The organism is Elioraea thermophila (ex Habib et al. 2022), from assembly GCF_003336755.1.
Classification (GTDB): Bacteria; Pseudomonadota; Alphaproteobacteria; order Acetobacterales; family Acetobacteraceae; genus Elioraea; species Elioraea thermophila.
On sequence record NZ_QMDI01000006.1, the window covers coordinates 583,493 to 607,657 of the forward strand.

A 24,165-nucleotide genomic window follows, 5' to 3' on the forward strand; every position below is an offset into this window, starting at 1 on the left:
GCTCAGCGCGCGGCCGCCCTCACCTCGCGATCCCAGCGCTGCAGGAGCCTCGTGCGTTCCGCCGCGCTGCCCCAACGGGCGAAATCGTAGTCGATCAGCTTCACGTCCTCGAAGCGCGGGGCTTCGGGCGGGATCGGCGCCTCGCGGTTGGACGGGATCTGGTAGGCCTTGGCGGTGGCGCCGATCGCCTGCGCCTCCGCCGTCAGCGCCCAGTCGTAGAAGCGCTTGGCGTTGTCGAGGTTGCGCGCACCCTTGATGATGCTCATCGAACCGATCTCGTAGCCTGTCCCTTCACACGGTGCGACGATCTGCACCGGGGCACCTGCGACCTTCTGGGTCACGGCGTCGTGCAGGAAGGTGATGCCGACCAGCGTCTCGCCGGTCGCCACCGCCCGTGCCGGCGCAGCACCGGATCGCGTGTACTGGTTGATGTTGCGATGGAGCGCGCGGAGATACTCGAACGCAGGCTCCTCGCCCTTCAGCTGCACGATGGTGGCGAGCATGGTGTAGGCGGTGCCGGAGGTGTTCGGGTCCGCCATCTGCACCTCGCCGCGGAATTCGGGGCGCAGCAGGTCGGCCCAGCAGCGCGGGGCGGCGATGCGGCGGCGCTCGAGCTCGCGCGCGTTGAAGGAATAGCCGAGAGCGCCGGCGTAAATCCCGACCGTGCGGAAGCCGGATTGTTCCGCCTGGCGGACAGCCCAGGGGTGAAGCAGGGCGAGGTTCGGCGAGCGATACTCCTCGGTGAGCCCCTCTTCCGCCGCCTGCAGATGCGGATCGCCGGTCCCACCCCACCAGACGTCGCCGCGCGGGTTGGCGCGCTCGGCGCGGATCTGCGTCAAGGTCTCGCCCGAGCTGCGCCGGGTCATGGCCACACGGATGCCGGTGGCGCGTTCGAAGGCCGCCATCATCGGCCGGCACCACTCCTCCTGCACGGTGCAGTAGACGACAAGCTCGCCCTGCGCGCGGGCCGGCGAGGCGATGACGGCGGCGGCGAGGGCCGCCCCGGCGATGACGAGACGACGGGTGCGCATGGAACCTCCCTTCGACGGTGCGGCGGGTCGCCGCGAGCCGCGGGGATAGCAGAGACCGAGCCTCGCCCGCATGACAGATCGATGACACAGGTCGCGGCCGGGCGGCGGCACCCCGGCGGTCGCGCGTACGGCGGCGTGGGGATCGGTCTTCCCCCATGGCGCGGCGCATGCCGCCGAGGATCGCCTGGCCGGCACCCACGCCAGAGCCCGGGGTGAAGAAGCGAACATCGGTCACGATGCCCGTTTCCGGCGCGACGACGACGGTGCGGGCCAGCAGATCCTGGGCCGCGGCCAGCTGCGCGCGCGCCTCGGCGAGACGGCTCACGGCATTCTGCATCTCGCGCGCCGCCTCGTTGCGGCACGAGGTGTGCAGGTTGAGGATTTCGAGCTCGGCCTGGGCGATCGCCTGGCGTGCCTCGGCCGCCCGCGCCTCGCGTTCGCCGATTGCCCCTCGAGCTCGGCGACGAGACGCTGCAACTCGAGGGCGCGCGTGCGTGTGGCGAAGCCGCGTGCCAGGAGTTCCGTCGTGCCGCGCAACTCGGTCTGCACCAGCGCGAGGCGACGCCGATGCGCGGCCGCCTGCGCCTCGTGCGCGGCGATCTGCTGTTCCAGCTGCGCCATGCGACGCCGCTGCACGGCAACCGCCCCCTCGCAGGCCTCGCGTCGCGCCGCAAACAAGGCTGCCTCGGCCGCAACCAGGGGCTCGGCCATCGCCTCCGCCACGCCGGAAGGAAAGCTGCGGGGAAATTCTAGGGCGGCGCGATCCCCCTTCTCGGCAGCCAGCCGCGCGATCCGCGCCTCCGCCGCGACCGTTCTCGCCCAGGCCTGGGCCAGCATCGCCCGCGGCTGCGCATCGTCGAGAAGGAGGAGAAGGTCGCCGGCCTCCACCCGCTGGCCCTCCACCACGCGCAGCCCGCGCAGGATTCCGCTTTCGAGAAGCGTCAAGGTCTTGCCCTTGCTCTGCACCGCGGGCTGGCCTGCGGCGGGGACAGCCCTGTCGAGACGGGCGACGGCCGCCCAGCCGATCAGTCCACCAAAGCCGACCAGGACGACGAGAAGCCCAACCAGAGCGAGCCGGCCGGGCGAGGGCCCGGCGGGCAGATCGCTCGCCTCCGCCGCGCCGGTTCCGGACATTGCGATCCCTTCGCTCATGCCGCCTCCCGCTGCTCTTCGCTGACGAGCCGCCCGCCGGCGAGCCGGACCACACGGTCGGCGACGCAGAGGAGGGGTCGCCGATGCGTCACCACCAGGATCGCAGCGCGGGCCCTGGCCGCAACGAGAGCGGAGACGGGGACCTGCTCACCCTCATGGTCGAGCCCCGCATCGGGCTCGTCGAGGACAAGGGCCGGAGGATCGCCGAACAGCGCGCGCGAGAGAGCCAGGCGCTGTCGTTGCCCGTCGCTGAACTGCGGGTCGTTCGCGCCGGTCCGGGTCGCGTAGCCACGGGGAAGTCGGCCGACGATCTCCTGCAATCCGGCCGCTCGCGCTGCCGCGACCACCGGCTCGGCCGAGGTGAGATGAAAGCGTGCGATCGTATCCGCCACGGTTCCGGGCGGGAACTGTTGGCGCTGCGGCACGGAGCCGAGGAGGCCGCGAGCAGCGGCGAGATCAGCAGGCAGGCCGGAGACGGCAGCCGCCCCCTCCGCCGGCGTCAGCACGCCTGCGGCGAGGCGAAGCGCGGTGGACTTCCCGCTGCCGTTCGGGCCGTTCAACACCACGGGCTCCCAAGGGGCCACGGCCAGGCTGACGCCATCGACAATGGCGCGGCCGCGACCGTCGTCCGCCCGAAAGACCACGTCGCGCAACACGATGCCGGATCCGTCGGGCACGACGCCGTCGGGTTCGGCGGCGACCCCGGGGAACGAGGGCACCCAGCCGACGCCAGGCCGGGCGAGCCGCCGCCGCGGATCGCCAAGGGGCGAGCAGCTGGTCGAGGGGGCCGAGGACCAGGGCGCGGGCGATGGCGAGCCTCTGCCGTTGGCCGCCCGACAGCAGGAAGCCGGCCTCGGTGATCGGCGTGGCGTAGCCGTGGGGAGCGCCGCGATGATGCGATGCAGCCTGACCCGTTTGGCCACCGCGATCATGGCACGCGGTTCGACAGGACATCCGCGCGCGCATCGCCTCGGCCACCGCGGTGCGCGCGTCGCGCTCGGCCACTTCGGCCTGCAGGCGCGCGAGCTCCTCGGCTACCGCGCGGTGCTGCGCGATGGGCACATACTGGGCGGGGTCGGGGCTGTCGGCGCGGGCGCGCAAGGAGCGGGCGGCGGCGCGCTCGGTCCAGCGCACGCGGGCCCAGAGGCCGTCCTCGCGCGCCTCGATGGCGGTGATCCAGCCGGCGGCGGGCACCGGGCCCGCCTTCTCCTCGGCGGAGAGGCTCTGGTGGTCGTCGTCGATGGGCAGGTCGGCGCCGTGGCGAGCGAAGGCGGCGGCGACCGCCTCGGCATCGAGGCGATAGGGGCCGCGCCCGTCACGCGCCGAAAAGGTGCCCGCCGGAATGAGATGCACCCATTCCGGCGGGCCGCCCGCATCGTGGGCGGAGAGGTCGTTCACGGGAAGGGAGGAAACGCCAGTCAGCAGCGCGGCCGCGCCGGTCTCGTCCGGTGCTCCGGCAGGGGGGTCGGCGTGGTCGCGCGGCATGGCCGGGCCCTTAGCCCGGCGCGCGCAGGCCGTGCCATGTGACGGCGGTCAGGGGGCGGGGGGCAATCGCCGATCCAGGATTCGGGCTGCCTCCAAACTGGAGGCGCCGATCAGATAACAGCCGCAGGCCGGCAGCAGCGGGAGCCGAAAACGAGCGAACGTCTCGTTGCCATGGGGAAGAACAAGGCCGTCCTGAGCGCGGTGGGCGCGATACTCGCATCCGCTCGCCCTCACGATGACGAGCGGAAATTCGGCCAGTTGCCGCTCTCGAACGATGGCGTGGGCGGCGTGGCTCGTCGTTACGGCCAAGAGAAACACCTTGCGTTCCCACAGGAACCGGCGCCGGCGGGCCTGTTCCTGCGCAAGCGCGCGAGCCACCTCCTCGGCGACGGCAGCGTGGCTGAGGCCGCGGCGCAAGGCTTCAAGAAGCACGTCGCGGGTTGCCCTGCGCGGAACGGTGATGCCGTGCCGGGAGCACAGCTGCACGAGAGCCGCATTGCGTAGCCCAGCCGCCAACCACGCGAGGGGATCCTCGCGCCGCAACTCGCCATCCTCATCTGGCCAAGGTGCCCAGTGCGACATCTGCATCGGCCAGTCTTCGGGGGGAACCCCCGCGAGAGCCGCCAGCGCAGCGTCGAAAAGCGGCCAGGAGAAGTCGCGTTCGCCGAAAACCGCGGCGAAGGCGCGCGGGACATCTTCCGAACGAAGGCCGCGGCCGCCCTCCTGCGCGCAGTACACGGCAACCCAGGCCTCCACTGCCGCTTCATTTGCGCCCTCGAGAACGCGCGCGGCGCCGGTCCGGTACTCGTGTTCCGTGACTGGCATGGCTCAAGGCCCCTTCATGATCCCGGACGCTATCCCGCCCCCGCCCGGCGGCGGAAGGTCGCGGGCCGGGGTTTCGGCCCCGCTCGGCCTAGGGCATCACACCGCCATGCCGATCCTCTACCCCGTTGCGGCGGGGACGATCCTGCTTTGCGACGACGACACCGGGTTCAGGCCGCCGGAAATGGTGAAGCGCCGCCCGGTTGTCGTCGTCTCGCCGCGCCTGCCGCACCGCGACGGCCTGGCCACCGTCGTGCCGCTGAGCACCACGGCGCCCAGAGAACCCGTGCCCTAAGTCTGCGAACTCGAACGCGCCGAAGCCTTGCCGGCCCCATTCGACGCCACCGCCATGTGGGTGAAGGCTGACATGGTGGCGACGGTCGCTTTCACCCGCCTGGACTTCTTCCGCACCCCGCGCGGCCCCGACGGCAAGCGCCGGTATCTGCGGCCAATGGTCGGTCCCGAAGACCTCGCGCGCATTCGCGCGGCGATTGCGCACGCCATCGGCCTTTACGGTTGATCTTCGCCGCGCACCGTACCACTTCGGTAGCGATCGCGCGCGGGCTTGCCCGCTGCGCCTCAAGACCACCCTCGGGTGGCCGGCCCCGCCCTGGCGATGCCAAGCTGGCGGGGTCGTTGCTTTCGGGCCCAATCACCTCGGGGCCCAACCATCGCGTTCTGGCCCCTCCTTCAAACGCTCACCAAGCGCGGTTTGCGGATACGCCGCAGTCACAGAACAGGTTCGCCTGGGCACTCTCGTTGAGGCGGATCACGCCGTTGATCAACCAAGTATCAGGAAACCGGGAGTGCGTTCCCATGGCGAGCAGCATGCCGCGCCGCGGATACTCGACTTTGAACACGCGATCCATTTACGCCAAGGCTCTGCTCTCACCGTATTGTAGGCTCTACCGGAAGAACGTGGCCTCAAGTTCCCAATCCTGGCATGTGCCTTCCCGAAGCCCATCGTCGCATTCGTAGCGATACTCGAACCGGAATGGGCAAGGCCTGTAAGGGATCATCGGTTTCGTCTTGAACAGGTCGGCTTGTCTGCGCAGGGCTGCGAACCGTGCGGCCTCCTTTTCAAGGTCGTCCTTCGATTTGGGCTCGTCGGTGAAGTCGATGATACGCGCACGCAGCAAGGCCAGGCTTCGCCCGGCTTCGCGTTCCACTCCGAGGCCCGTGACGATGCGGTCGGCAGGAAATCGCTGTCGTTCCGATTCCACCAGTCGGCCAAGTACGCGAACACTGTTCTGGTCGACGCGACGGCTTTCCGGTCTGCGGTCGTCCTGCGGCAGGAGCCAGCGAAACCGGATGCGGTCCCAACGTGCGAACTTCTTTCCTTCGTCAAGCGAACGGAACGAGACCGGATAAAGCCTGATCCAGTTTCCGTTCGGGTCGATACCGGCGCAGCAGACGGTCTCGCCGTGGCGCTGCGCTCGCGAAAGCAGCGCCGGCACGCATCCGGCGAGGCTTCCTCGCAGAGCCGGCCGGCGGTGGTGTGCAGCAGGCCCTCGTTGGCACAGATCGCGGCGTAGTCGTGCAGGGTGAGCACGATCATCGCCTCGGGCAGACAGCGTCGAAGGAGCTGCAGAATCTCCACCCCGATCAGCAACGGGTGGTGCATGTGCACGACATCCGGCTGAGGTCGTGCAGCAGGCGTTCGAGTTCGGGCGCGATGCCGTGCAGGTCGATCTGCGACAACAGGAACCGATCGAACCCCTCGGTGCCCATCAGGAGCTCGTCGGGCGCCGAGCCCACCGTCTGGAACGGCGTGCCCGGGCTCGCCGGCCGATGCAGGGCGCTCACGCCGGCGACGAACAGACCCTCGATGCCCGGGCGGCGACGCAGGGCGCGGAACAGCGCGGGGGCGGCAATCTCCGTCCCGCCCGCCTGCAACAGGGGATGACCATGACAGAGGAAGAGGATGCGCACGCCGAACCTCCTCAGCCGCGTTCGAAGACGCAGATGTCCTGGAACGAGACGCCACCGCGCCGGCCGGACCAGGTGCCGTAGGCGGCAGGGCGGCGGCGTCGCAGCCCCGCGGCGAGGAAGGCGGCGAGCAGTGCGTCCTCGTCGAACGCGACCGCCGCGAGCGGGGCGTCGGCATCGGCATGCAGCACCTTCTCCTCCGGTCGGTCGGGAAAGGCGGGGCGGGCGGTGCCGCAGGCGATGCCGGCTCGCGACGGACCGTTCAGCAGGAAGGCGGTGGCGAAACAGCGCCCGCCCGGCGCGAGCACACGCGCAATCTCGGCCGCGTAACGACGGACCGCCGACAGGTCGAGATGGGCCAGCACGGAGACGAGGAGCACGACATCCGCACTGCCCGGCGGCCGAGGCGGCGTGACGGCGTCGGCCGGGAGGCGCCGTTCGGGTTATAGAGCGGGTGCGCGACGGCGAGATGGCGGAAGCGGAACGACGGATAGACGGGCGTGATCGTACGCGCACACCACGCGATCGCCGCCGCATCGACGTCGAGACCCTCATAGGAACCCTGCTCCGACAGGTACCGGGTGAGCGGGATCGCCATCCTCCCCACCCCGCAGCCGAGATCGAGCACACACTCGTGCGGCGCGAGACCGGCGAGGCGGACGAAGTGGCCGAGGAACTCGGCGCCGATGGCCCGGAAATCGCCATCTCCGCAGGTCATCAACTCGGGCGGCGGAGCGGGCAGGAAGCGATTGGCCGCGAGATGCGCGCACAGGACGTCGAGCGTGTGCTGACCCATGACGGGGGGGGGCTGCGCGAGGGCGGTCATCGTGTCTCGCGCCGGTTGCAGCGGCGCATCAGCGCCTCGATCGCGGCATTTCAACGCTCGGCGTGCAGGCGCCGGTTCAAGAGGGAGGCGAGCGTGCCGCGATAGCTTCGGCTGAGCGCGATGGAGCGGCGCTCGAAATGCCGAACCTCAACCGCCGGCTCGTAGCGGATCCGCCCACCGCGCGCGCGCAGCGTGAGGCAGAGTTCGCTGTCCTCGCAGTCACCCACGATGGAAGCCTCGGTCAGACCGCCCACCGCCTCGAAGGCGGCGCGGTCGACGTGGAGGCAGGCGCCGGTGACGGCAGGAACCTCGCGCGCCTTCCCGGCCGGCGGATCGGCGCGCGGCAATCCCTTGAAATACTGACGGTTGTATCGGAGCCCATCCGCATCGCGGGTGAAATAGAGGCCCGCGTGCTGGATCGATCCGTCCTCGAACAGGAGTTTCGGACCGACCGCCACCGTTCCGTTGACGGAAAGGTCGGAAACGAGGCGACCGACCCAGCCAGGGCGATCGGGCACCACGTCGCTGTTCGACAAGGAGAAGCCGCCGTCCGCGCGCGAGGCCCGCGCCGACATTGTTCGCCGCCGCATAGCCGCGATTGCGCGGCGGCACGGCGAGCACCAACGGCAACCCGTGCATCGCGCTCAGGCCGCGAGATGTGCTCCACCTCCTCGGCCTGTTCCGGGCTGTCGAGCACGATGATCGTCTCCACGTCGCACCGGGCAGGAGCGGTGGCGAAAGCGGCGAGTTGTGTGGGCAGGGAGGCGAGGTTGCGGTGGATCGGCACCGGCACGCTGACCTCGGGCCGCTCAGGCGCCGTGCCGAGACGCCGCACCACGGGGTCGCGCGGAGCGGCGAGGTGGGCGGGGTGCAGGCGTGCCGCCGCCGGCCGCAGACACTGCGCAAGCATCGCCTCGGTGACTGCCTCCGGACGAACCGAAGCCAGCACCGCATCGCGCGCCTGGGCCGGTGCGAGGGTGCGGAGAGCAGGGGTGAGGACCAGCCTCGCCCCTCCCCGCAGCTCGACGACGAGATCCGGCTGCGGCCCTGCCGACGCGGCATCCGGCACGTAAGCGACGAAGCCATGCGCGTCCTCGGCCGGGGCGTGAGGGGCGCGGCGGAACCGCTCGCCGAGGTCACGGCGGAGAAACCTGGGCACGGCCTCGTCCGGCACCACGCGCCGCGTCGTCGCGGTGGCGAGTGCGAAGCCCCCGACGAGGTCGTGCGGATCGCGAAGCCACCCGCGCAGGAAGAGGCCGCCTTCGGGGGCGGGAATGGCGAGGTCGACCGCTCCCGTCAGCGCGCTCTCGACGCGCGCAGGACTGCGCGGACGCGCCGGCGCGAGAAGGGAGGCCGCTCGGAGCACCGTCGCGATTTCCGGCTCGCTCGCACGCGCGGCGAGGACGGCAGGAACGAGCCGGGTCAATGCCCGCGCCGTTTCCCCGCCCGTCAGGAGGCGGTCGAGCAGTGGCGGCAGATCGCCTTCCGGCGGGGCGATCGGCCTCGGTCAGCCCCCGGTCCCCGCTTCGCAGAGCACCTCAACCGGCACCGGAGCCTCGATGAGGGCATGCACGACCTCGTCGGCCGAAACGACCAGCCGACGATGCGCGCCTCGCCGACCAGGGGCACGACGCCGGCGGGGGCAGGACCATTCGCGCGCAGGAAGCGCCATGGCCCCGGCCCCGCCGCGACCGGCCGGGCCGGCGGTTCGCCCCGGGCGAGATCGCGCGCGAGGGTCGCGAGCAGGGCGCGAAAGGTGCTGCTGTCCTGCAGGCGGAACAGTCCCAAGCCGGCTTCGAGCAAAAGCCCGAGCAGGCGGCGCCGGGCGAGCGGCTCCAGTGTCTCGACCAGCGCACCGGCATCGTCGCCCAGCGCAGCGGGGGCGATCCCCGGGCCGCCCTCGCCGAGCGCGATCCGCTCTCCGCGCCGCGACGGCCTGAGCCTGAGCAGGGCGACGCGGCGGTCGCCCGGCGGCAGCACGGCCGAGACGATCGGATGCCCGATCGCAGCGGGACCAGCGGGGGGACGCAGGGGGGCCGGCCAAAGGGCGGCGTTCCACAGCAGGAGCGCGACTCCCTCCCCGATCCAGGCTCCGGCGAGCCCGACATCGCTTTCGCAAACGCGCTGCAACATGTGATGGCCTTCCGTCCGGGCACCAGGCGGGAGCGGAGGTGGAGTGACCCGCTCCCGCTCCGGCTCAGACGATCACGATGTGGCCCGATGGGTTGGCCTGCACGTCCTCCGCCTTGATGCCGACCAACGTGATGCTGTCGCCGTTGCCGAGGTCGATCACCGCGTTGCCCTTCACGGAGGTGACGTTGTTGGGGAGGTCGGCCGGGGTGATGACGGCGAGGCCGTTGATGGTCTTCGGGATGTGCAGGATGTCGCCGTTGGAGAAGTCGAGAACGACATCCTTGCCACCGCCCGAGGTGAAGACGAAGGTGTCGTTGCCCGAGCCGCCGATCAGCGTGTCGTTGCCGGAACCGCCGTCGAGCACATCGTCGCCAGCCCCGCCGACCAGCGTGTCGCTGCCCCCGCCGCCGAACAGGCGATCGTTGCCGGCACCGCCGGTCATCGTGTCGTCGCCCGCGCCGCCGTCCAGAACGTCGCCGCCGTCCCCGCCATCGATCACGTCGTGACCGGCACCGCCGAAGATCGCGTCGTTGCCGGCACCGGCGTCAATGGTGTCGTCACCGTCACCACCGACGACGAGATCGTTGCCGCTGGCGGCAAGGATGGTGTCATCGCCCGTGCCCGCATCGATGAAATCGACCCTGTCGGTGCCGATGATCGGGTCGTCGAACGTGCTGCCGGGAGTCGTCGCCACAGTGGTTCTCCTGCTCGCCCGTTGCTTCTCTGGTCCGAGTTCAGGGGGACGGGATCGGATCGTTCCGTCTTCCGCACTGCAGCGGACGAGACCGAGCGCGATCGGCAGAGGTGAACCGGAACTCAACAGAGCGTTTCGTGAACGTGAAACTCGCAACCACCCCAACTAACCTAGCCCTAATAAACGGCTGCCGGCCTCGCGCGTAACGATCGGCAGGGAGGGAGTGTACCGCCGTGCAGGTGATCGACACGCTCCTTCCTGAGGTGAAACTGATTCGACCGAAGCGCCATCGCAACCCGCGCGGCGTGTTCGCCGAGACGTACAGCGAAGCCGTGCTCGCCGCCTTCGGCATCACCGCGCAGTTCGTGCAGGACAATCACTCGATTTCGCTGCGCGCCGGCACGGTGTGCGGGCTGCATTTCCAGATCCCCCCCTTCGCCCAGGCGAAGCTCGTGCGCGTGGTGCGCGGCGCAGTGTTCGACGTCGCGGTCGATCTCCGTCGCGGCTCACCGACCTTCGGCAGGCACGTCGCCGCCATTCTCACCGCTGCGGACTGGTCGATGCCGTTCATTCCGGAGGGCTTCGCGCACGACTTCTGCACGCTCGCCGACGACACGGAGGTCGTCTACAAGGCCTCGGCTCCGTATGCGCCGACGCATGATCGCGGCATCTTCTGGGCCGATCCCGATCTCGCGATCGACTGGCCGGTCGCCGAAGAGGCGGCGATCCTCTCGGAGAAGGACCGTCGTCAGCCGCGGTTGGCGGAGCTCGCTGATTGGTTCCATCACAGCCCGCCGGCCGGCCCCGAGCGCCGCGGCGACGAACGGCCTGCCCATGCCGGGTAAGCCGAGGATCATCGTCCTGGGCGGTGAGGGTCAGCTGGGCCGCGCCGTGGCGGGCGCCGGGGGCGATGCGGAGATCCTCCGTCTCAGCCACACGGCGGCGGACGTGACGGACCGGGGCTCGGTTGCGGAGCCGCTCGCGCGCACGCGGCCGGATGTCGTGGTGGACGCGGCGGCGTATACGGCGGTGGATCGGGCGGAGCGCGAAGCCGACCGCCGCTTCGCCGTCGACCGCGACGGGGCGGGAATCGTCGCCGCCGCCTGTGCTGCGCGCGGCATTCCGCTCGTGCACCTCTCCACCGACCACGTGTTCGACGGCCGCAAGGGCGAGCCCTGCACGGAGGAGGATCCTGTCGGCCCGCTGAACGTGTACGGCCTCTCCAAGGCGGCGGGTGAGAGCCTCGTGCTGGCACGGCACGAGCAGGCGCTGATCGTGCGCACGGCATGGCTGTTCGGTGCGGGGGGCGGAAATTTCATCCGCGCCATTCGCCACCGCGCCCTTGCCGGCGAGGCGCCGCGCGTGGTCGCCGACCAGCGCGGCTCGCCGACCCCGGCGCCCGACTTGGCTGCGTTGCTGCTCGTTCTCTGCCGCCGCGTCGCGGAGGGAGGACGATTGAGCGGCCTTGTGCACGTCGCCGGTTGGCCGGATGTCACGTGGCATGCGCTGGCCGAAGCAGCGGTGGCGGTCGCCCTGCCCCCGGCTCACCGGCCGCCGATTGCAGCGCTTGCGACCGCCGACTTCCCGACCGCAGCGCGCCGGCCGGCGGACTCTCGGCTGGCCTGCACGCGGCTTTGCGGCACTCACGGGTTGGAACGACCCGACTGGCAGCGTTCCCTGCCGCGCATCGTGGCCGCAATCGGGATGGAGGAGGCGGCGCGGCGCGCCCCCTCTTCCCGCGCTGCGCTCGCCGCAGCCGGCGTGGACTGGGTTGCGACGCGCTCGATCAGGGCGGACCAGCGAGCGAGCGCACGGTCACGGCGAAAGCGAGCGAGGATGGTGCGCCGCGCCGCGCGCCGAACGGCGTCGAGCGCATCACCGGCGGCGAGAAGTTCCGCCGCACAGGCAGCGAGAGCCCCTGGATCACGCAGGTCGGCGACCATGCCGTTCGCGCCCGGTTCGATCACCTCACGCACCGGAGCGGTGTCGGAGGCGAGCACGAGACAGCCGGCGGCCATGGCCTGAAGCAGCCACCAGGAGAGCACGACGGGTGCGCTCGGCTAGAGGTGCAGCCGCGAGACCTGGAGCAGGGTGAGGTAACGGTCGTACGGAAGCCGACCGAGGACATGCACGCGGGGCGGCAACGGCCCGATCTCGGCGAGGAGGTGCCGCCGCCAACTCCCCCCGCCGGGGTGGAGGCCGACCGTAACTCACCCCCTCCCCCCCGCAGATGAGCACCTCCGCCCGCGGCCGCGCCGCAAGCAAGCTGGGCAAGGCGCGCATCAGTGCTGGGAAGCCACGATGCGGTTCGAGATCGCGCGCGACGTAGGTGACCACCTCGTCCGCACGCGTCAGCGCCCGTCCGTTCGGCAACACGAAGGCTGCCGACGGGTCGGGACGACCGAAGGCCGTGTCTACCCCTTCGTGGATGACGGAATTTCGTCGGCGATAGGGGAGCGGATGGAGGTTTCGCTGCCAGACGGTCGGCGAAATCGCTGCCGCTGCCGCCGCCAGGCCCAGCAGAAGCCCGCCGTTGCGGAGTTCGAGGGCACACCGGCGATCGAGATCGCCCGCAAGGTCGGAATCGTCATCGAGATCCGACCCCGCCACGCCGGAGAAATATTCCGCGTAGAGCAGGATGGGCACGCCGGGCAGGACGTGGCGCAGGAACAACGCATACCCCCAGCCGGGGTGAACCACGACGACATCCGGGCGAAACCTGCCGGACCGCGTCAACGCAAGCACCGCGCGGGCGGTTGCCTGCCCGTTCAGGACCGCAGCCTCGAGCGCGCGCAGATAAGGGGGGGAGGCCGTGACGGTGCGCGCCGGCAGCGCAGCGAAGGTCGGGTAGGGTACGCCGTCATCGCCCCCGGCAGCGATCAGCGCGACACCACCGGACCGCTGATGATGCAGCGCAAGGGCGATCGGCGCAAACTGGCCAAGCCCGTAGCGGTGGATGAACAGCACGTTCGGCCTAGGATCGCTCCGACATCGCCGGCACCATCGCTCGCGAATGGTGAAGGGAGATTTGCCGGGGCGGAGCGAGGGATGGCCGTGGCGGCGAGGCGGCGCTTCGGTGGGGGTTCGGCAGCAGCGTCGCCTCGCCTGGAAGCAGCCTTCGCCGCGATCAGGAGTGGAGTGATCAGGCGACAGCGTTCTCTCGGCAGCCAGGCGCGACGGTGAGCGTGACGTTCGCGGCGGGTTCGAGCCCCGACCAAAGAAACCAAAGAATGAGGGCTCCTCGGTCGCTTGCATGTGCGATTGTCGACGCGATCGCTCGAGCGAAAGCCCGCGCGGGCGCCGGGGACGCGCCTGGGGTACGCCGCCGCGCCTGGGAGGGCGGCCGTCGATCGCGCTAGCGAAGCCGGTCGGCGAGCTCAGCGTCGCGTGGCGGCGCGGTGTGCGACCCGCAGTCCTCTGTTGCGCTGCGAAAACTGTTCCGTTTTGATCGATCGGCTTCGTGCCGGCCTTCATGCCATGCGGCGTCGGAGTGCCCCGCCGCAAATCCTCCGCGGCGTCACCGCCTCCGCAAGGAGGCCGCTTCGGTGGCGCGACGGTGTCGCCCCAGGTCGCGATCATCAATGCCGCGTGCCTGCGCCGACCCCCATCGTTGCCTAACGGAACGCCATGCCACGGAGGGGTCGGGCGAAACGGAGGTTCGCCCTTTCTGGCAGAGGGCGGAGATACTTGATGGAGGTTCCGCTCCCGCTCTCGGCTCGGCGGATGGCTCGGCTGTGTCCGTTCTTTCCGTGCTCACGCGTCAGGCCGCGCATGGTTGAGCCGCGCGTGCTGAGGAGGCCGATGTTCGTCCCGGGGCAAGGAAGCACGTTTTCTCGGGCCCCTCGGTGACGGGGGTTTGGTATGAGCCAGGGCGGAATTCCCCATCCGAGATCACGCGTCAACCGGCGTCGTCCACTGAACGAAGGGTGGGCGCTGTTCGACTGAACCGTCTGGGGATCGCAACGGGGCCTGGGGACGCGGCCCGGCGCGAAACGAGTATTGAGACTCTGAGATGGCGTGTCACGGATCGCTCGCACTGGGGCTGACAGAATGCGCCCGCCGAGCTCAGGGAGCGGAACGCGTGTTCCACCACTGCCGGCGCTGAACCGCACCGGGGCAATGCGGTATGATCCTCGAGGGTTTGGCAGACGGCAACGGCCATGCCGAGCTACTCCAGAAGATGGGGAGACCTGAGGTCAATCACACAAGTGGCCGCAGCACCAACGTGTAGGTTGACCACTGTACTGGCGGTGGACGTTGGACCCGCCGCCAAGCCCTCGGCTGCTTGCCCGGCAGCTGACGACCGATCTCCCCTCTCGGCCGACGCGCACGCCCCGCCCCTTTCGCCGCCCGCCGGAGAACGCCCGAAGGCGGTCCGCACGCAAGATGAACGCTCATCGACCCCGGACGACGCGAAGCCTGTCGAACGCCGCGGCGGCCCTGCCGTCCTGCTTACTGAACGTCGTGCAGGAAAGAAAATGGCCGCATCGGTCAGCGCCTGCGGCATCGCGGCGCTCTGCCGAAAATCCCGGGGAGGTGACGCGGACGCGTCCAGGACCGCGTCCGCCGACCTGCCGTACGCAGGGCGGCCGCCTGGAGCGCTTCGTCGAGCGCCCCAGAAACAGCCGTGTCACCAGCCGCTTCGACCGAGTTGCGGAAAGGATATCGGGCATTACGATCGATTTACCTCCCTCCGCGTGTGGATCAGGTCCGTTGGCGGGCCCCGACTTTTCACCAGCCTACCTCAAGGAGAGGCCGGATGATCCCGAAGACCGTCCACTTCGTGTTCGGCATGGCCGACGACTTCATCTATCGCTTCTGGACGCTCTTGAACCACGTCTGCGTCATGAGCGCGGTCGATCGCCTGAAGCCGGACCGGGTGCTGTTCCATTGTGGATCGGAACCGCTCGGGCCATGGTGGCGCTTGACGCGTCCTCACGTCGAAGTGGTTCGCATCAAGCCGCCAGCGGAGGTGTTCGGCAACAAGCTGCTGCACTACGCCCACAAGGCCGACGTCGTCCGCCTCCAGGTCTTGCTGGAGCACGGCGGGATCTACCTCGACAGCGACGTCTTCGTGCATCGCGATTTCGATGACCTTCTCGCCCACAGCGTGGTCCTGGGCGAGGAAGGGCCCGGGCCAGGTCAGGCTTACGGGCTCTGCAACGGCGTCATCCTCGCCGAACCGAATGCACCATTCCTACGCCGCTGGTTTGACGAGTACCGCTGGTTCCGCTCGCGCGGAAAGGACGAATTCTGGGCCGAGCACTCGGTGAGACTGCCGCTGAAGCTTGCGCGTGAACACCCGGACGAGATCACCATCGTCCCCTACAACACGTTCCATTGGCCGCTCGCCGACGGCGAGGGTCTCACTTTGCTCTATGGCCCCTGGCCGGGCTACGACCCGCGCAGCACTCATGCCAACCATCTTTGGCAGAGTTTGGCGAAGCCGCATGCCTACGACCTGACCCCGGGCAAGGTTCGGCGCAAGGACAGCGCCTTCGCGCGTTGGGCCTCGCCCTATCTCGCTGACCTTCCCGACGATTTCGGTCTCCCCTATCCCCTGTTCCGCATCCGTCGGAAATTGCGTCACCTGAAGCGCAAGTACTTTGGAGAGCACTGATGTGGCTCCTCCTATCGGCAGGTTTTGTTCCGCTTCGAAGCAGCAGGGCGAGGATTTGCCGAGGACGAGGGTGTTGAGAGACGGGCGTCGGCATGGGCCTCATTGGGGAACGACGCGGCGCGAGCCCCGGCTTTCTCCGCGCATGCTCCCGATGCGGGCGCGTCGGCGACGGATCAGAGGATCGTCCGCGATGGCTGCCTTGCGGGAGCGGCTGTGGCAGCGGTGGAGAAATGCCGCGACGTGTCGAGCGCAACGCGCAAGCCCTCGGCAGCGTCGATTGGGCCGGTCATCGGCTCGTCCGGCGGCAGGTGGGGGGTGACCCGCTTCCCACCCGCGGATCGCTCGCGGCGCTTGCGATGGCAAGCAGGATCGATCGCCTGCCCTGCTTGTGGCGGATGACCCTGCGCTGAGCGTCCACCCCGTCTTCGGTGTGGCCCCTGCCGCCAGTGCGAGCCCTTGTGGCTTGAGCGCCCCCTGTCGCGCGGCCGAGCGAAGGCCGGCCTGTCGAATTTCAGTCATTCCGCCGCCAGCCGAGAGCGATCGAGCTCCACCTGTGGGACGGCGTAGGCGCGCAGCTCGCGATAGAGCCTGGGCAGGTCGGCGGCGAACAGGCCCTTGGTCACGCCGGCGGCCAAGCGCGGCGCGGCGATGCTCATCGCATTGATCGAGGAGCCGGCCGGTCCGAAGCTCATCGTGGTGCCGATGCCGAACAGGTGGATGTCCGCGATCCAGGGCGTCCTGCCCGGCTCCTTCTCGACGAAGGCGCTCTCGGGCGAGAGATAGGGGAACTCGCCAGGGCTGAATGACCATCGGCTCCGCGCGACGGCAGAACAGATGAACCTCGCGCGCCCCGGCCTCGAGTGCGGTCGCGGCATTGTCGAAGGCGGAGGCGCCGGCACCGAGCACCGCCACCACCTTGCCGCGCAGCGCCGCGAAGTCGATGGCGTCCGCAGTGTGCGCGCGCAGATGCCCGGGCAGGCGCGCCAGGAAGTCGGGCATCCACCAGCTGCCCACCCCCTCCTGGCCGGTGGCGAGAACGACCTTGCGGGCACGGATCGTTCCGGCCGAGGTCGAAACGGCGAGGCAGGGCAGGCCGTCGTCGGTGCGGTCCGGCACGATCTCGCCCGCCTCGACGCGATTGCGGACGGGGATGCCGGTCACCCGCCTGAACCACATCAGGTAGGCGGCCCACTTCTCCTTCGGGATGTAGCGCATGGCGGCGAAGTCCTCCGCCCCCCACTGCGCCTCGTGCCACGCCTGGTAGGTGAGCGACGGCACCTGGAGATCAGGCCCCGTCTGGTCCTTCCAGCTCCGCAGCGTGTGCATCCGCGCGTAGGTCAGCCACGGGCCTTCCAGCCCCTCCTCGGCGCGGTCGATGCAGAGGATGTTCGTCACCTTGTCGCGCAGCAGCGCGAAGGCGACGGCGAGCGCGCTCTGGCCGGCGCCGATCAGCAGCACGTCCAGCACCGGCTCACCGCGACAATACTTCCGCTCGAGCCAGGGCGCGCGCGGATGCGCGATCAGGTCGAGATCATGGGCGACGTCGCGCTCGAGTTCGGCAAGCGATCGTGGTGCGGGCATGCGGCGCCTCCTGCACCTGACAAGGCTAGTCGCACCGGGCCGATTGGCAATCGGCTGCCCACTCTGCCCATGCGTTGGGCAGTCGCGCACAGACCAAGCATCGAATGAGGCGATAGACGTCCGACTGCCGGCGGCATCACGCTTGTACGCTAGAACAACGAAGACCGGGCGCGCCTTGGCCGAGGGCGGCGCTCACGCCGATCATGAGGCAACGGAGGGGAGACCATGGTGCTGCGTCGTCGACGCATGATGACGTCCGTGCTTGCCCTGGCGGGAGCCGGGCTGATGCCGGTGACGGGGCTGCGCCGGGCGCTCGCCCAGGCGCGCGCGCAAACCCTCCTGGTCCTGCAGGGGGCGGGGCCGAACAGCCTCGATCTCCACGCCCCCGGGGCGAACAGGCCCACCCAGGCGATCGTAATGGCGATCTAAGACCGGCCGCTCGGCTTCGGCGACCGACCGATGCCCGAGGGGCACACCCATGACGACTACGATCGCCTGGTGCCGCAACTCGTCGAGACTTTCGAGGTCGCCCCCGACGGCAAGAGCGTGCTGTTCACCCTGCGCGAGGGGGCGACGTTCCACTCCGGCAACCCGATGACCGCCGAGGACGTGAAGTGGTCGCTCGACCGCGCGATCGCCCTTCCGGGTTTCCCGCGCAACCAGATGGCGGCGGGAAGCCTGATCGAACCCGGTCAGATCGAGGTGGTGGATGCGCGGCGCGTCCGCGTGCACTGGGTGCGGCCGGACAAGCTTCTGCTGCCCAATCTCGCGGTCGCCATCCCCTGCATCTATGACTCGAAGCTGTTGCGCGAACGCGCGACGGCGGCCGCCCCCTGGGCGGTCGAGTTCGCGCGCGCCAATGCCGCGGGCGGCGGGGCGTTCCGCGTGGTCGCGTGGCGGCCGGGCCAGGAGACCATCCTCGAGCGCTTCGCCGACTGGAAGTCGGGCACGCCCACCAACGTGCAGCGCATCATCATCCGCGAGGTGCCCTCGGCGGCGACACGGCGGGCAAAGGCGGGCGGCACGGCGGCGGAGGCGATGATCACCGCCCCGGGGGCGAGACGCTGAGCCGCACCTTCGCTGCCGAACAGGGCGGCCACGGCCTGTCGGTCGTCGACGACCAGCACGACCGCCGCCTCCGTGCCTTCGCGATCTCGCCGGTGGATGCGACGACCACCCCGCCCGCGGCCTCGAACGGGGCGCGCGCATCGGCCCCCGTCACGGCAAGCCCCCCTGGAGCAGCGTCCGCGCGGCCCCCGATTCCATGGAGCCGAGACCAATCACCGCAACCTTCATCGGCGCCTTCTCAAGCGTGGACGGTGAGTGCCGGCACGTAGCTGAACAATAGGAGCACGCTGAGGCCGACCAGCCAGAACGGCCAGAGCTCGCGCGCCGTCGTCACGATGGAGGCGCGTGCGATGGTCGAGGAGATGAACAGCGTGGTGCCGACGGGCGGGGTGTAGAGGCCGATCGCGAGGTTGAGCACCATGATGACGCCGAGCTGGACGAGATCGAGCCCGATCGCTTGCGCAAGCGGCACGAAGATCGGGCCCAGCAGCAGGATCGCCGCCGGCAGGTCGATGAACATGCCGGCGATCAGCATGATCCCGTTCATCGCCAGAATGATCGCCCACGGTTCGCGCAAGGTGGAGAGCGCCCAGGCGGCGAAGGCCTGCGGCGCCTGCACGAAGGTCATAATCCAGCCGACTGCCGCCGAAGCCATGATGACGAGCATCACCACACCCGTCGCCGAACCGGCAGCGACCATCGCGGCCCAGATCCGCCGCGGCGTCAGATCGCGATAGAGGAAGAGGCCGGCGCCGAGGGCATAGAGCACCGCCATCACCGAAACCTCGGTCGGAGTGGCGATGCCGAAGCGCAGCACGATGAGGACGAGCACGGGCATCGCGAGCGCGGGAGAGGCGGTGAACGCGAGCCGCGCGAGACCGCGCCGTCCGGGCGGGTCGGCGGCGAGCGGAAAGCCGCGCAGCCTGGCCGAGAGCCAGCAGACGAGCAGGAACCCGGCGGCGAGCATCAGCCCAGGCAGCACACCCGCGAGGAAGAGCGCGCCCACCGAGACGTTGGAGACGAGCGCGTAGAGGATCATCGGGATCGAGGGCGGAATGAGGATCGCGATCGTCGCCGCGGCCGCGTTGTTCGCCGCTGCGAAGCCAGCCGGATAGCCCTCGCGAACCTGCCAGGGGATCAGTACGGAGCCGAGTGCCGAGGCGTCCGAGACAGCCGAGCCGGACACGCCGCCGAATACGACGGAGCCGACCACGGTGGTGGAGGCGAGCCCGCCCGGATAGCGCCCGACCAGGGCGGAGGCGAAGCCGATCAGCGCCTCGCCCAGCCTGCCCGCCATCATCAGGTTGCCGGCCAGCATGAAGAACGGCAGCGCGAGAAGCGGAAAGGACTGCGTCTGCGCGAACATCTGCTGCACGACGATGAACAGCGGCAGCGTCCCATCCGCGAGCAACGCCGCCCCGGAAGCAATGACAAGGCTGTGCGCGACCGGCACGGAGAGGGCGAGCAGGGCGAAGAAGACGAAAGCAAGCACGCCGCTCATGACGGATGCCCCCGGGTCGCCGGCGGAAAGGCACGATCGGATCCAAGGAGCACCACGCGCAGCGCCACCGTGAGCGAGGCGAGCGCGGTCAGGAAGGCGGCAACCGCCAGCGCCCAGTAGCCATAACTGCCGGAGAGCCTGAGGATGGTGCTGCGCTGCAACGCCGCGATCTCCGCCACCTCGAGCGCGAGCACGCCAAGCCAGACATAGGCGAGCACGATCAGCCCATGCACCAGCGCGAGGAGGACGCGGCGTGGCCCTTTCGCGAGCGCGCGCGGCAACAGATCGACCGAGATGTGCGCCCCATCGCGCGCGGCGATGGCCACCCCGGCGGCGATGAACCAAGGGAAGAGCTGTTCGGGAATCTCTTGCACCCAGCGGAAGCCGCCCTGGGCGAGGACGTAGCGTGCGATCACGTTGGCGGCGAGCACGGCGAGCATCACCGTGCCCGTCACCACCACGACGATGCGGCAGAGGAGGCCGGCAACGCGGTCGGCCCCCTCCGCAACGGCGAGCAGCCCGCGGGCGAGGCCCGACGCGCGCGCCACCGCTCAGGCCGTCGCCGCGTTACGAACCTGGCGGACGAAGGCGCCGAACGGCTTCTTCTCCCAGTTGTCGAGCACCACCGCCGTCGCGGCCCGGAACGCCGCCTGGTCCGCCTCGTTCACGGCGACGTTGGGATTGGCGCGGAATTCGGCAAGAAGGGTGACGTCGCTCTCCTGCATCAGGCGCCGCTGATACGCTTCCGCCTCCTTCATCGCATCCAGGATGAGTCGCCAGTCGGCATCCGGAATCCTGGCGCGGGCGATGCGGCTGACAAGCACGGGCGTGCATTCCCACTTGTGCGCGGTAAGCGAGATGAAGCGGTTCACCTCGTAGAGCTTTGAGGAGTGGATATTGGCGAGCGGGTTCTCCTGCCCATCCACCACGCCCTGCTGCAAGGCGACGTAGAGTTCGCTGAAGGCGATCTGTTGCGTGGCCGCACCGAGCGCCTGAAAGGTGTCGATGGTCGCGGGGTCAGCCGGCGTGCGGATCCTGAGCCCGCGCAGGTCGTCCGGGACGCGGATCGGACGGCGCGAGTTGGTGACATGGCGGATGCCGTTGTCCCAGTAGCTGATCAGCAGCAGGCCCAAGGGTTCGAAGCGTCGCGCCAGCTCCTGCCCGATCGGACCGTCGACCAGGCGGTAGGCGGCCGGGTTGGCGGCGAAAAGGAACGGCAAACCGAGCGCGGCCATCTCGGGGACCAGGCCGGAGGCGGGCCCCTGGCTGTTGATCGACATGTCGAGGGTGCCCGTTCGCAGCGACGTCAGCATCGCGACGTCATCGCCGAGCTGGGCTGCGCCAGCGACGCGGATCTCGATCCTGCCGTTGCTGCGGGCGCGCACCAACTCCGCGAAGTGCTCGGCGGCGAGCCAACGCGGGTTGCCGCGTGCCGCGCCGTGGCCGAGGGTGAGGCGAAGCTGGCCCTGGCCGCGGACGATGGCCGGTGTGGCGAGGAGGGCGGCGGTGCCGGCGATTGCGGCACGGCGGGTTGTTCGCAGCGTCATGGGCGTGTCTCCCTTCTTCGTTCGGATTTCGTTTCCTCGCGCGCCCTGCCGGTTCAGCCGGTCTTGCCGAGCGCTTGTCTCACCTTGGCCGCCACCCCCTCGCCATCAAGCCCGTAGTGGCGATAGAGATGGGTGGGCGGGCCGAGGATCGAGTACTGATCCTCAATGCCGATGCGAACGAGCCGCGCGCCCGCACCGGCCTCGGCCAGCACCTCCGCCACCGCCGAGCCGAGCCCAGAGACGATGTTGTGCTCCTCGGCGGAGAACACGATCCCGTGCTCGCGCGCTGAAGCCAGGATCACATCGCGGTCGATCGGTTTGATCGAGTAGAGATCGACCACCCGTATCCCGATGCCCTCGCGGGCGAGAATGTCGTGGGCGTCGAGCGAAGCCTTGACCAGGTTGCCGATGGCGAAGACCGTGGCGTGGCGGCCGTCGCGCAGCACGTGCGACCCTCCCACCTGCCAAGCGGGCGGTGCGTCGTACACCGGCGCTTCCCGGCCGCGGCCGACCCGGAAATAGACCGGCCCCGGATGATCGAGCATAGCGGGCAGCGCGGCGCGAATCGCGTTCGCATCGCACGGCGCCATCACGGTCAGATTGGCGATGGCGCGCAATAGGCCGATGTCCTCCAGGCAGTGGTGCGAGGTGCCGTAGAAGCCCATCGCGATGCCCGAGTGCGTCCCCACCATGCGCACCTTGAGGTTGGTGTAGGCGAGGTCGTTGCGGATGTTCTCCGCCCCCATGAGCGCAAGGAAGAAGGAGTAGTTCGAGATGAAGGGGGTGAAGCCGGTGGTGGCGAGGCCGGCCGCGGCGCCGATCATGTTCCGCTCGGCGATGCCGAAGTTGAAGTAGCGGTGTGGGAAGCGCTTGCCGAAGTTGATCACCTGCGTGGGGCGGCCGAGATCGGCCGTCAGCACGACGATGTCGTCGCGCCCCTTCTCGGCGAGCTCGATCAGCACGGACCCTGTGGGAAGCTGAAGCGAGAGGTTGAGGCTTCCCACCATGTCCCAGGAGGCCTCGTCGAAGCCCGGGCGCACCGTGGACTCGCTCATGTCCACGGCCGGGTTGCGGATGGCGGTGTAGGCGGCGCGGCCGGAAGCCGGGGGCGTGGTCGCGGTCGGCATGTCAGCCGATCCCCTTCTCGATCTCGGCAAGGGCGCGGTCGCGGTCGGCCGGGCCAAGGAAACCGAGGTGCCACTGCCAGGTTCCTTCCATGAACGAAACGCCCTTGCCCGCCACGGTGTCGGCGAGGATGACGCTCGGGCGATCCTCTGGGCGGTTCAGGGCCCAATCCAGCGCCTCGCAGACCTGATCGAGGTCGTGACCGTCGATCCGCCGCACGCGCCAGCCGAACGCGGCCCACTTCGCGTCGAGAGGTTCGTTGTCCATCGTCTCGGCGACCACGCCGTCGGAGCCCACCTTGTTGATGTCGACGATGCCGACCAGGTTGGCGAGGCGGTAATGCGCGCCGCTCATCGCCGCTTCCCATACTTGGCCCTCCGCCTGCTCGCCATCGCCCATCAGGCAGACGACACGAGCGGGCGAGCCGCGCAGGCGAAGCCCCAAGGCCATGCCGACCGAGACGGAGAGGTTGTGGCCGATCGAGCCGGAGGAGAAATCCGCCCCCTTCACCTTGCGCATGTCCGGGTGATCGCCGAAGGGCGAGCCGAGGCGGGTGTAGGTGTAGAGCTCGTCCCAGGAGAAGAAGCCGAGGTCGGCCAGCACCGGGTAGTGGCCGATCGCCGCGTGCCCCTTGCCCATGGTGAAGCGGTCGCGATCTGGCCAGTCCGGATTGCGCGGGTCGACGTGCAGGAACTCGTAGTAGAGGGCGGCGACGAGTTCCGCCATCGAGAAGGCCGAGCCATAGTGGCCGGAGCCGCAGATGTCGGTGAGCTTCACCGTCTCGCGACGGATCATCTTCGCCTTATCGGCGAGCAGCGCGTTGTCGACATTCCTGCGCGGTCGTGCCGGCATCGTCGTCTCCCTTCAGCCGTGAATGAGCATGCCGCCGTTGACGTCGATCACGGCGCCGGTGACGTAGGAGGAGAGGTCGGAGCAGAGGAAGAGGAAGCAGCGCGCGACGTCGATCGCCTCGCCGAGCCGCCCGAGCGGGATGCCCTCGAGGATCTTCGCCTTCATCTCGTCGGTGAGCTTGCCGCCGGTGATGTCGGTGGCGATCAGGCCGGGGGTGACGCAGTTGACGCGGATGCCGTCGGGGGCGAGTTCGCGCGCCATCGCCTTCGCGAGGCCGAGCACGCCTGCCTTCGCCGCCGAGTAGTGCGGCCCGCCGAAGATGCCGCCCCCACGTTGGGCGGAGACCGAGGACATGCAGGCGATGGCCCCCTGCCGCCTCTGCCGCATGTGCGGAATCACTGCCTGACTGAGGTAGAGCGTGCCACGCAGGTTGACGTCGAGCACCGCGTCGTAGTCGGCGGGCGTGATGTCCATGATGCGAAGCGGCTGGGTGATGCCGGCGTTGTTGACCAGGATGTCGACGCGGCCATGGCGGTCGAGCACCGCGGCGACCGCGCGGTCGCAAGCGGCCTTGTCGGTGACGTCGCAGGCAAGCCCGAGATGACCTTCCCCCGGAAGATCGACGGCGGCGGCTTCGGCCTCGTCGGCGCGCAGGTCGAGGATCGCGACCTGGGCGCCCTCTTCGGCGAAGAGACGGGCGGTGGCGCGTCCGATGCCTCTCTTGCTCGCCGCACCGGAAATGATGGCGACCCGTCCCGCGAGCAGCCCCATGCGTCATTCCTCCCCTTCGCCTTGACGA

General features: G+C 69.6%; 26 protein-coding genes and 4 pseudogenes. 8 read left to right on the forward strand and 22 right to left on the reverse strand.

Annotated features, from left to right (window positions below):
* Positions 1–2: 2 nt before the first annotated feature.
* The 5 genes and pseudogenes from DWB05_RS12680 to DWB05_RS12700 all read right to left on the reverse strand — a co-directional run bounded on the left by DWB05_RS12680 (position 3) and on the right by DWB05_RS12700 (position 4,493).
* Positions 3–1,031: an ABC transporter substrate-binding protein gene (locus DWB05_RS12680; RefSeq protein ID WP_114377540.1), complete on the reverse strand. Its 1,029-nt coding sequence runs from the start codon at positions 1,029–1,031 to the stop codon at positions 3–5.
* A gap of 321 nt (positions 1,032–1,352) precedes the next feature.
* Complete coding sequence (locus DWB05_RS12685; RefSeq protein WP_114377541.1) at positions 1,353–2,183, reverse strand: putative HlyD family type I secretion protein; 831 nt, start codon at positions 2,181–2,183, stop codon at positions 1,353–1,355.
* A complete protein-coding gene (locus DWB05_RS12690; RefSeq protein WP_114377542.1) occupies positions 2,180–2,902 on the reverse strand; it encodes an ATP-binding cassette domain-containing protein in 723 nt (240 codons plus the stop codon). Before DWB05_RS12690 ends, DWB05_RS12685 begins: the two co-directional genes overlap by 4 nt.
* A 298-nt stretch (positions 2,903–3,200) precedes the next feature.
* Positions 3,201–3,668, reverse strand: a pseudogene (locus DWB05_RS15375) (phage protease); the annotation flags it as partial.
* Between the two features lie 48 nt (positions 3,669–3,716).
* Positions 3,717–4,493 carry a hypothetical protein gene (locus DWB05_RS12700; protein ID WP_157967192.1) on the reverse strand — a complete coding sequence of 259 codons (777 nt, stop codon included), beginning with the start codon at positions 4,491–4,493 and terminating at the stop codon, positions 3,717–3,719.
* Between the two features lie 106 nt (positions 4,494–4,599).
* Between DWB05_RS12700 and DWB05_RS14900 the strand changes: the two genes are divergently transcribed.
* Entirely contained in the window at positions 4,600–4,785 is a 186-nt protein-coding gene (locus DWB05_RS14900; protein ID WP_198669160.1) for a type II toxin-antitoxin system PemK/MazF family toxin, read from the forward strand.
* Positions 4,786–4,857: 72 nt separating this feature from the next.
* Positions 4,858–5,010, forward strand: coding sequence for a hypothetical protein (locus DWB05_RS14905; protein WP_198669161.1), 153 nt, complete (start codon positions 4,858–4,860; stop codon positions 5,008–5,010).
* A gap of 178 nt (positions 5,011–5,188) precedes the next feature.
* Here the strand turns inward: DWB05_RS14905 and DWB05_RS14710 are convergent, their stop codons facing one another.
* From DWB05_RS14710 to DWB05_RS15120, 4 genes and pseudogenes are all read right to left on the reverse strand, one after another.
* On the reverse strand, positions 5,189–5,350 hold the full coding sequence (locus DWB05_RS14710) for a hypothetical protein (RefSeq protein ID WP_157967193.1): 162 nt from the start codon (positions 5,348–5,350) through the stop codon (positions 5,189–5,191).
* 45 nt (positions 5,351–5,395) lie between these two features.
* Positions 5,396–5,947, reverse strand: a complete 552-nt coding sequence (locus DWB05_RS12710) for a DUF8758 domain-containing protein (RefSeq protein ID WP_114377545.1) — start codon at positions 5,945–5,947, stop codon at positions 5,396–5,398.
* Between the two features lie 148 nt (positions 5,948–6,095).
* Positions 6,096–6,422, reverse strand: a complete 327-nt coding sequence (locus DWB05_RS12715; protein WP_114377546.1) for a glycosyltransferase family protein — start codon at positions 6,420–6,422, stop codon at positions 6,096–6,098.
* An 11-nt stretch (positions 6,423–6,433) separates the two neighbouring features.
* Positions 6,434–6,835 (reverse strand): annotated as a pseudogene (locus DWB05_RS15120) (class I SAM-dependent methyltransferase); the annotation flags it as partial.
* Between the two features lie 38 nt (positions 6,836–6,873).
* On the opposite strand from DWB05_RS15120, the gene DWB05_RS15305 reads away from it, so the two are divergent.
* A complete protein-coding gene (locus tag DWB05_RS15305) occupies positions 6,874–7,350 on the forward strand; it encodes a hypothetical protein (protein WP_332871728.1) in 477 nt (158 codons plus the stop codon).
* Here the strand turns inward: DWB05_RS15305 and DWB05_RS12725 are convergent.
* The 3 genes from DWB05_RS12725 to DWB05_RS12735 all read right to left on the reverse strand — a co-directional run bounded on the left by DWB05_RS12725 (position 7,296) and on the right by DWB05_RS12735 (position 10,237).
* Positions 7,296–7,820: a glycosyltransferase gene (locus tag DWB05_RS12725; RefSeq protein WP_157967194.1), complete on the reverse strand. Its 525-nt coding sequence runs from the start codon at positions 7,818–7,820 to the stop codon at positions 7,296–7,298. The two genes, DWB05_RS15305 and DWB05_RS12725, sit on opposite strands and share 55 nt — an antisense overlap.
* A gap of 874 nt (positions 7,821–8,694) precedes the next feature.
* Positions 8,695–9,378 carry a hypothetical protein gene (locus DWB05_RS12730; RefSeq protein ID WP_114377548.1) on the reverse strand — a complete coding sequence of 228 codons (684 nt, stop codon included), beginning with the start codon at positions 9,376–9,378 and terminating at the stop codon, positions 8,695–8,697.
* 64 nt (positions 9,379–9,442) lie between these two features.
* Complete coding sequence (locus DWB05_RS12735; protein ID WP_232818533.1) at positions 9,443–10,237, reverse strand: calcium-binding protein; 795 nt, start codon at positions 10,235–10,237, stop codon at positions 9,443–9,445.
* Positions 10,238–10,305: 68 nt separating this feature from the next.
* Here DWB05_RS12735 and rfbC point away from each other — a divergent pair, with 68 nt between their 5' ends.
* Together rfbC and rfbD are read left to right on the forward strand one after the other, a co-directional pair.
* Positions 10,306–10,917, forward strand: a complete 612-nt coding sequence (gene rfbC / locus DWB05_RS12740; protein ID WP_408608491.1) for a dTDP-4-dehydrorhamnose 3,5-epimerase — start codon at positions 10,306–10,308, stop codon at positions 10,915–10,917.
* Positions 10,907–11,758: pseudogene (rfbD, locus tag DWB05_RS12745) on the forward strand (dTDP-4-dehydrorhamnose reductase); the annotation flags it as partial. The gene rfbC and the pseudogene rfbD, both read left to right, overlap by 11 nt.
* Here rfbD and DWB05_RS15380 read toward each other — a convergent pair.
* Entirely contained in the window at positions 11,716–12,090 is a 375-nt protein-coding gene (locus DWB05_RS15380) for a glycosyltransferase family protein (protein WP_408608494.1), read from the reverse strand. The pseudogene rfbD and the gene DWB05_RS15380 overlap by 43 nt on opposite strands.
* Positions 12,041–13,651 carry a glycosyltransferase family protein gene (locus tag DWB05_RS15385; protein ID WP_114377551.1) on the reverse strand — a complete coding sequence of 537 codons (1,611 nt, stop codon included), beginning with the start codon at positions 13,649–13,651 and terminating at the stop codon, positions 12,041–12,043. The genes DWB05_RS15380 and DWB05_RS15385 overlap by 50 nt, the downstream gene beginning before the upstream one ends.
* A 1,180-nt stretch (positions 13,652–14,831) precedes the next feature.
* On the opposite strand from DWB05_RS15385, the gene DWB05_RS12755 reads away from it, so the two are divergent.
* Positions 14,832–15,692, forward strand: a complete 861-nt coding sequence (locus DWB05_RS12755; RefSeq protein WP_114377552.1) for a glycosyltransferase family 32 protein — start codon at positions 14,832–14,834, stop codon at positions 15,690–15,692.
* Between the two features lie 515 nt (positions 15,693–16,207).
* Here the strand turns inward: DWB05_RS12755 and DWB05_RS15135 are convergent.
* Both DWB05_RS15135 and DWB05_RS15390 read right to left on the reverse strand, forming a co-directional pair.
* Positions 16,208–16,384 carry a hypothetical protein gene (locus DWB05_RS15135; RefSeq protein WP_232818535.1) on the reverse strand — a complete coding sequence of 59 codons (177 nt, stop codon included), beginning with the start codon at positions 16,382–16,384 and terminating at the stop codon, positions 16,208–16,210.
* A 175-nt stretch (positions 16,385–16,559) separates the two neighbouring features.
* Positions 16,560–17,273 (reverse strand): annotated as a pseudogene (locus tag DWB05_RS15390) (FAD/NAD(P)-binding protein); the annotation flags it as partial.
* Between the two features lie 225 nt (positions 17,274–17,498).
* On the opposite strand from DWB05_RS15390, the gene DWB05_RS12770 reads away from it, so the two are divergent.
* Both DWB05_RS12770 and DWB05_RS12775 read left to right on the forward strand, forming a co-directional pair.
* The gene (locus tag DWB05_RS12770) at positions 17,499–17,702 is read left to right on the forward strand and encodes a hypothetical protein (protein WP_157967196.1); all 204 of its coding nucleotides are present in this window, start codon (positions 17,499–17,501) and stop codon (positions 17,700–17,702) included.
* 30 nt (positions 17,703–17,732) lie between these two features.
* Positions 17,733–18,341, forward strand: a complete 609-nt coding sequence (locus DWB05_RS12775; protein ID WP_114377555.1) for an ABC transporter substrate-binding protein — start codon at positions 17,733–17,735, stop codon at positions 18,339–18,341.
* 238 nt (positions 18,342–18,579) lie between these two features.
* On the opposite strand, the gene DWB05_RS12780 is transcribed toward DWB05_RS12775, so the two are convergent.
* Genes DWB05_RS12780 through DWB05_RS12805 form a run of 6 tightly spaced genes read right to left on the reverse strand, consistent with a single transcriptional unit; the run spans position 18,580 to position 24,137 of the window.
* Positions 18,580–19,842 carry a TRAP transporter large permease gene (locus tag DWB05_RS12780; protein WP_114377556.1) on the reverse strand — a complete coding sequence of 421 codons (1,263 nt, stop codon included), beginning with the start codon at positions 19,840–19,842 and terminating at the stop codon, positions 18,580–18,582.
* Positions 19,839–20,390, reverse strand: a complete 552-nt coding sequence (locus DWB05_RS12785) for a TRAP transporter small permease (protein WP_114377557.1) — start codon at positions 20,388–20,390, stop codon at positions 19,839–19,841. Before DWB05_RS12785 ends, DWB05_RS12780 begins: the two co-directional genes overlap by 4 nt.
* 3 nt (positions 20,391–20,393) lie before the next feature.
* Positions 20,394–21,389, reverse strand: coding sequence for a TRAP transporter substrate-binding protein (locus DWB05_RS12790; protein ID WP_114377558.1), 996 nt, complete (start codon positions 21,387–21,389; stop codon positions 20,394–20,396).
* A gap of 53 nt (positions 21,390–21,442) precedes the next feature.
* A complete protein-coding gene (locus DWB05_RS12795) occupies positions 21,443–22,516 on the reverse strand; it encodes a transketolase family protein (protein ID WP_114377559.1) in 1,074 nt (357 codons plus the stop codon).
* Between the two features lies 1 nt (position 22,517).
* A complete protein-coding gene (locus tag DWB05_RS12800) occupies positions 22,518–23,366 on the reverse strand; it encodes a transketolase (protein ID WP_114377560.1) in 849 nt (282 codons plus the stop codon).
* A 12-nt stretch (positions 23,367–23,378) separates the two neighbouring features.
* Positions 23,379–24,137: an SDR family NAD(P)-dependent oxidoreductase gene (locus DWB05_RS12805; RefSeq protein WP_114377561.1), complete on the reverse strand. Its 759-nt coding sequence runs from the start codon at positions 24,135–24,137 to the stop codon at positions 23,379–23,381.
* Positions 24,138–24,165: the final 28 nt, after the last annotated feature.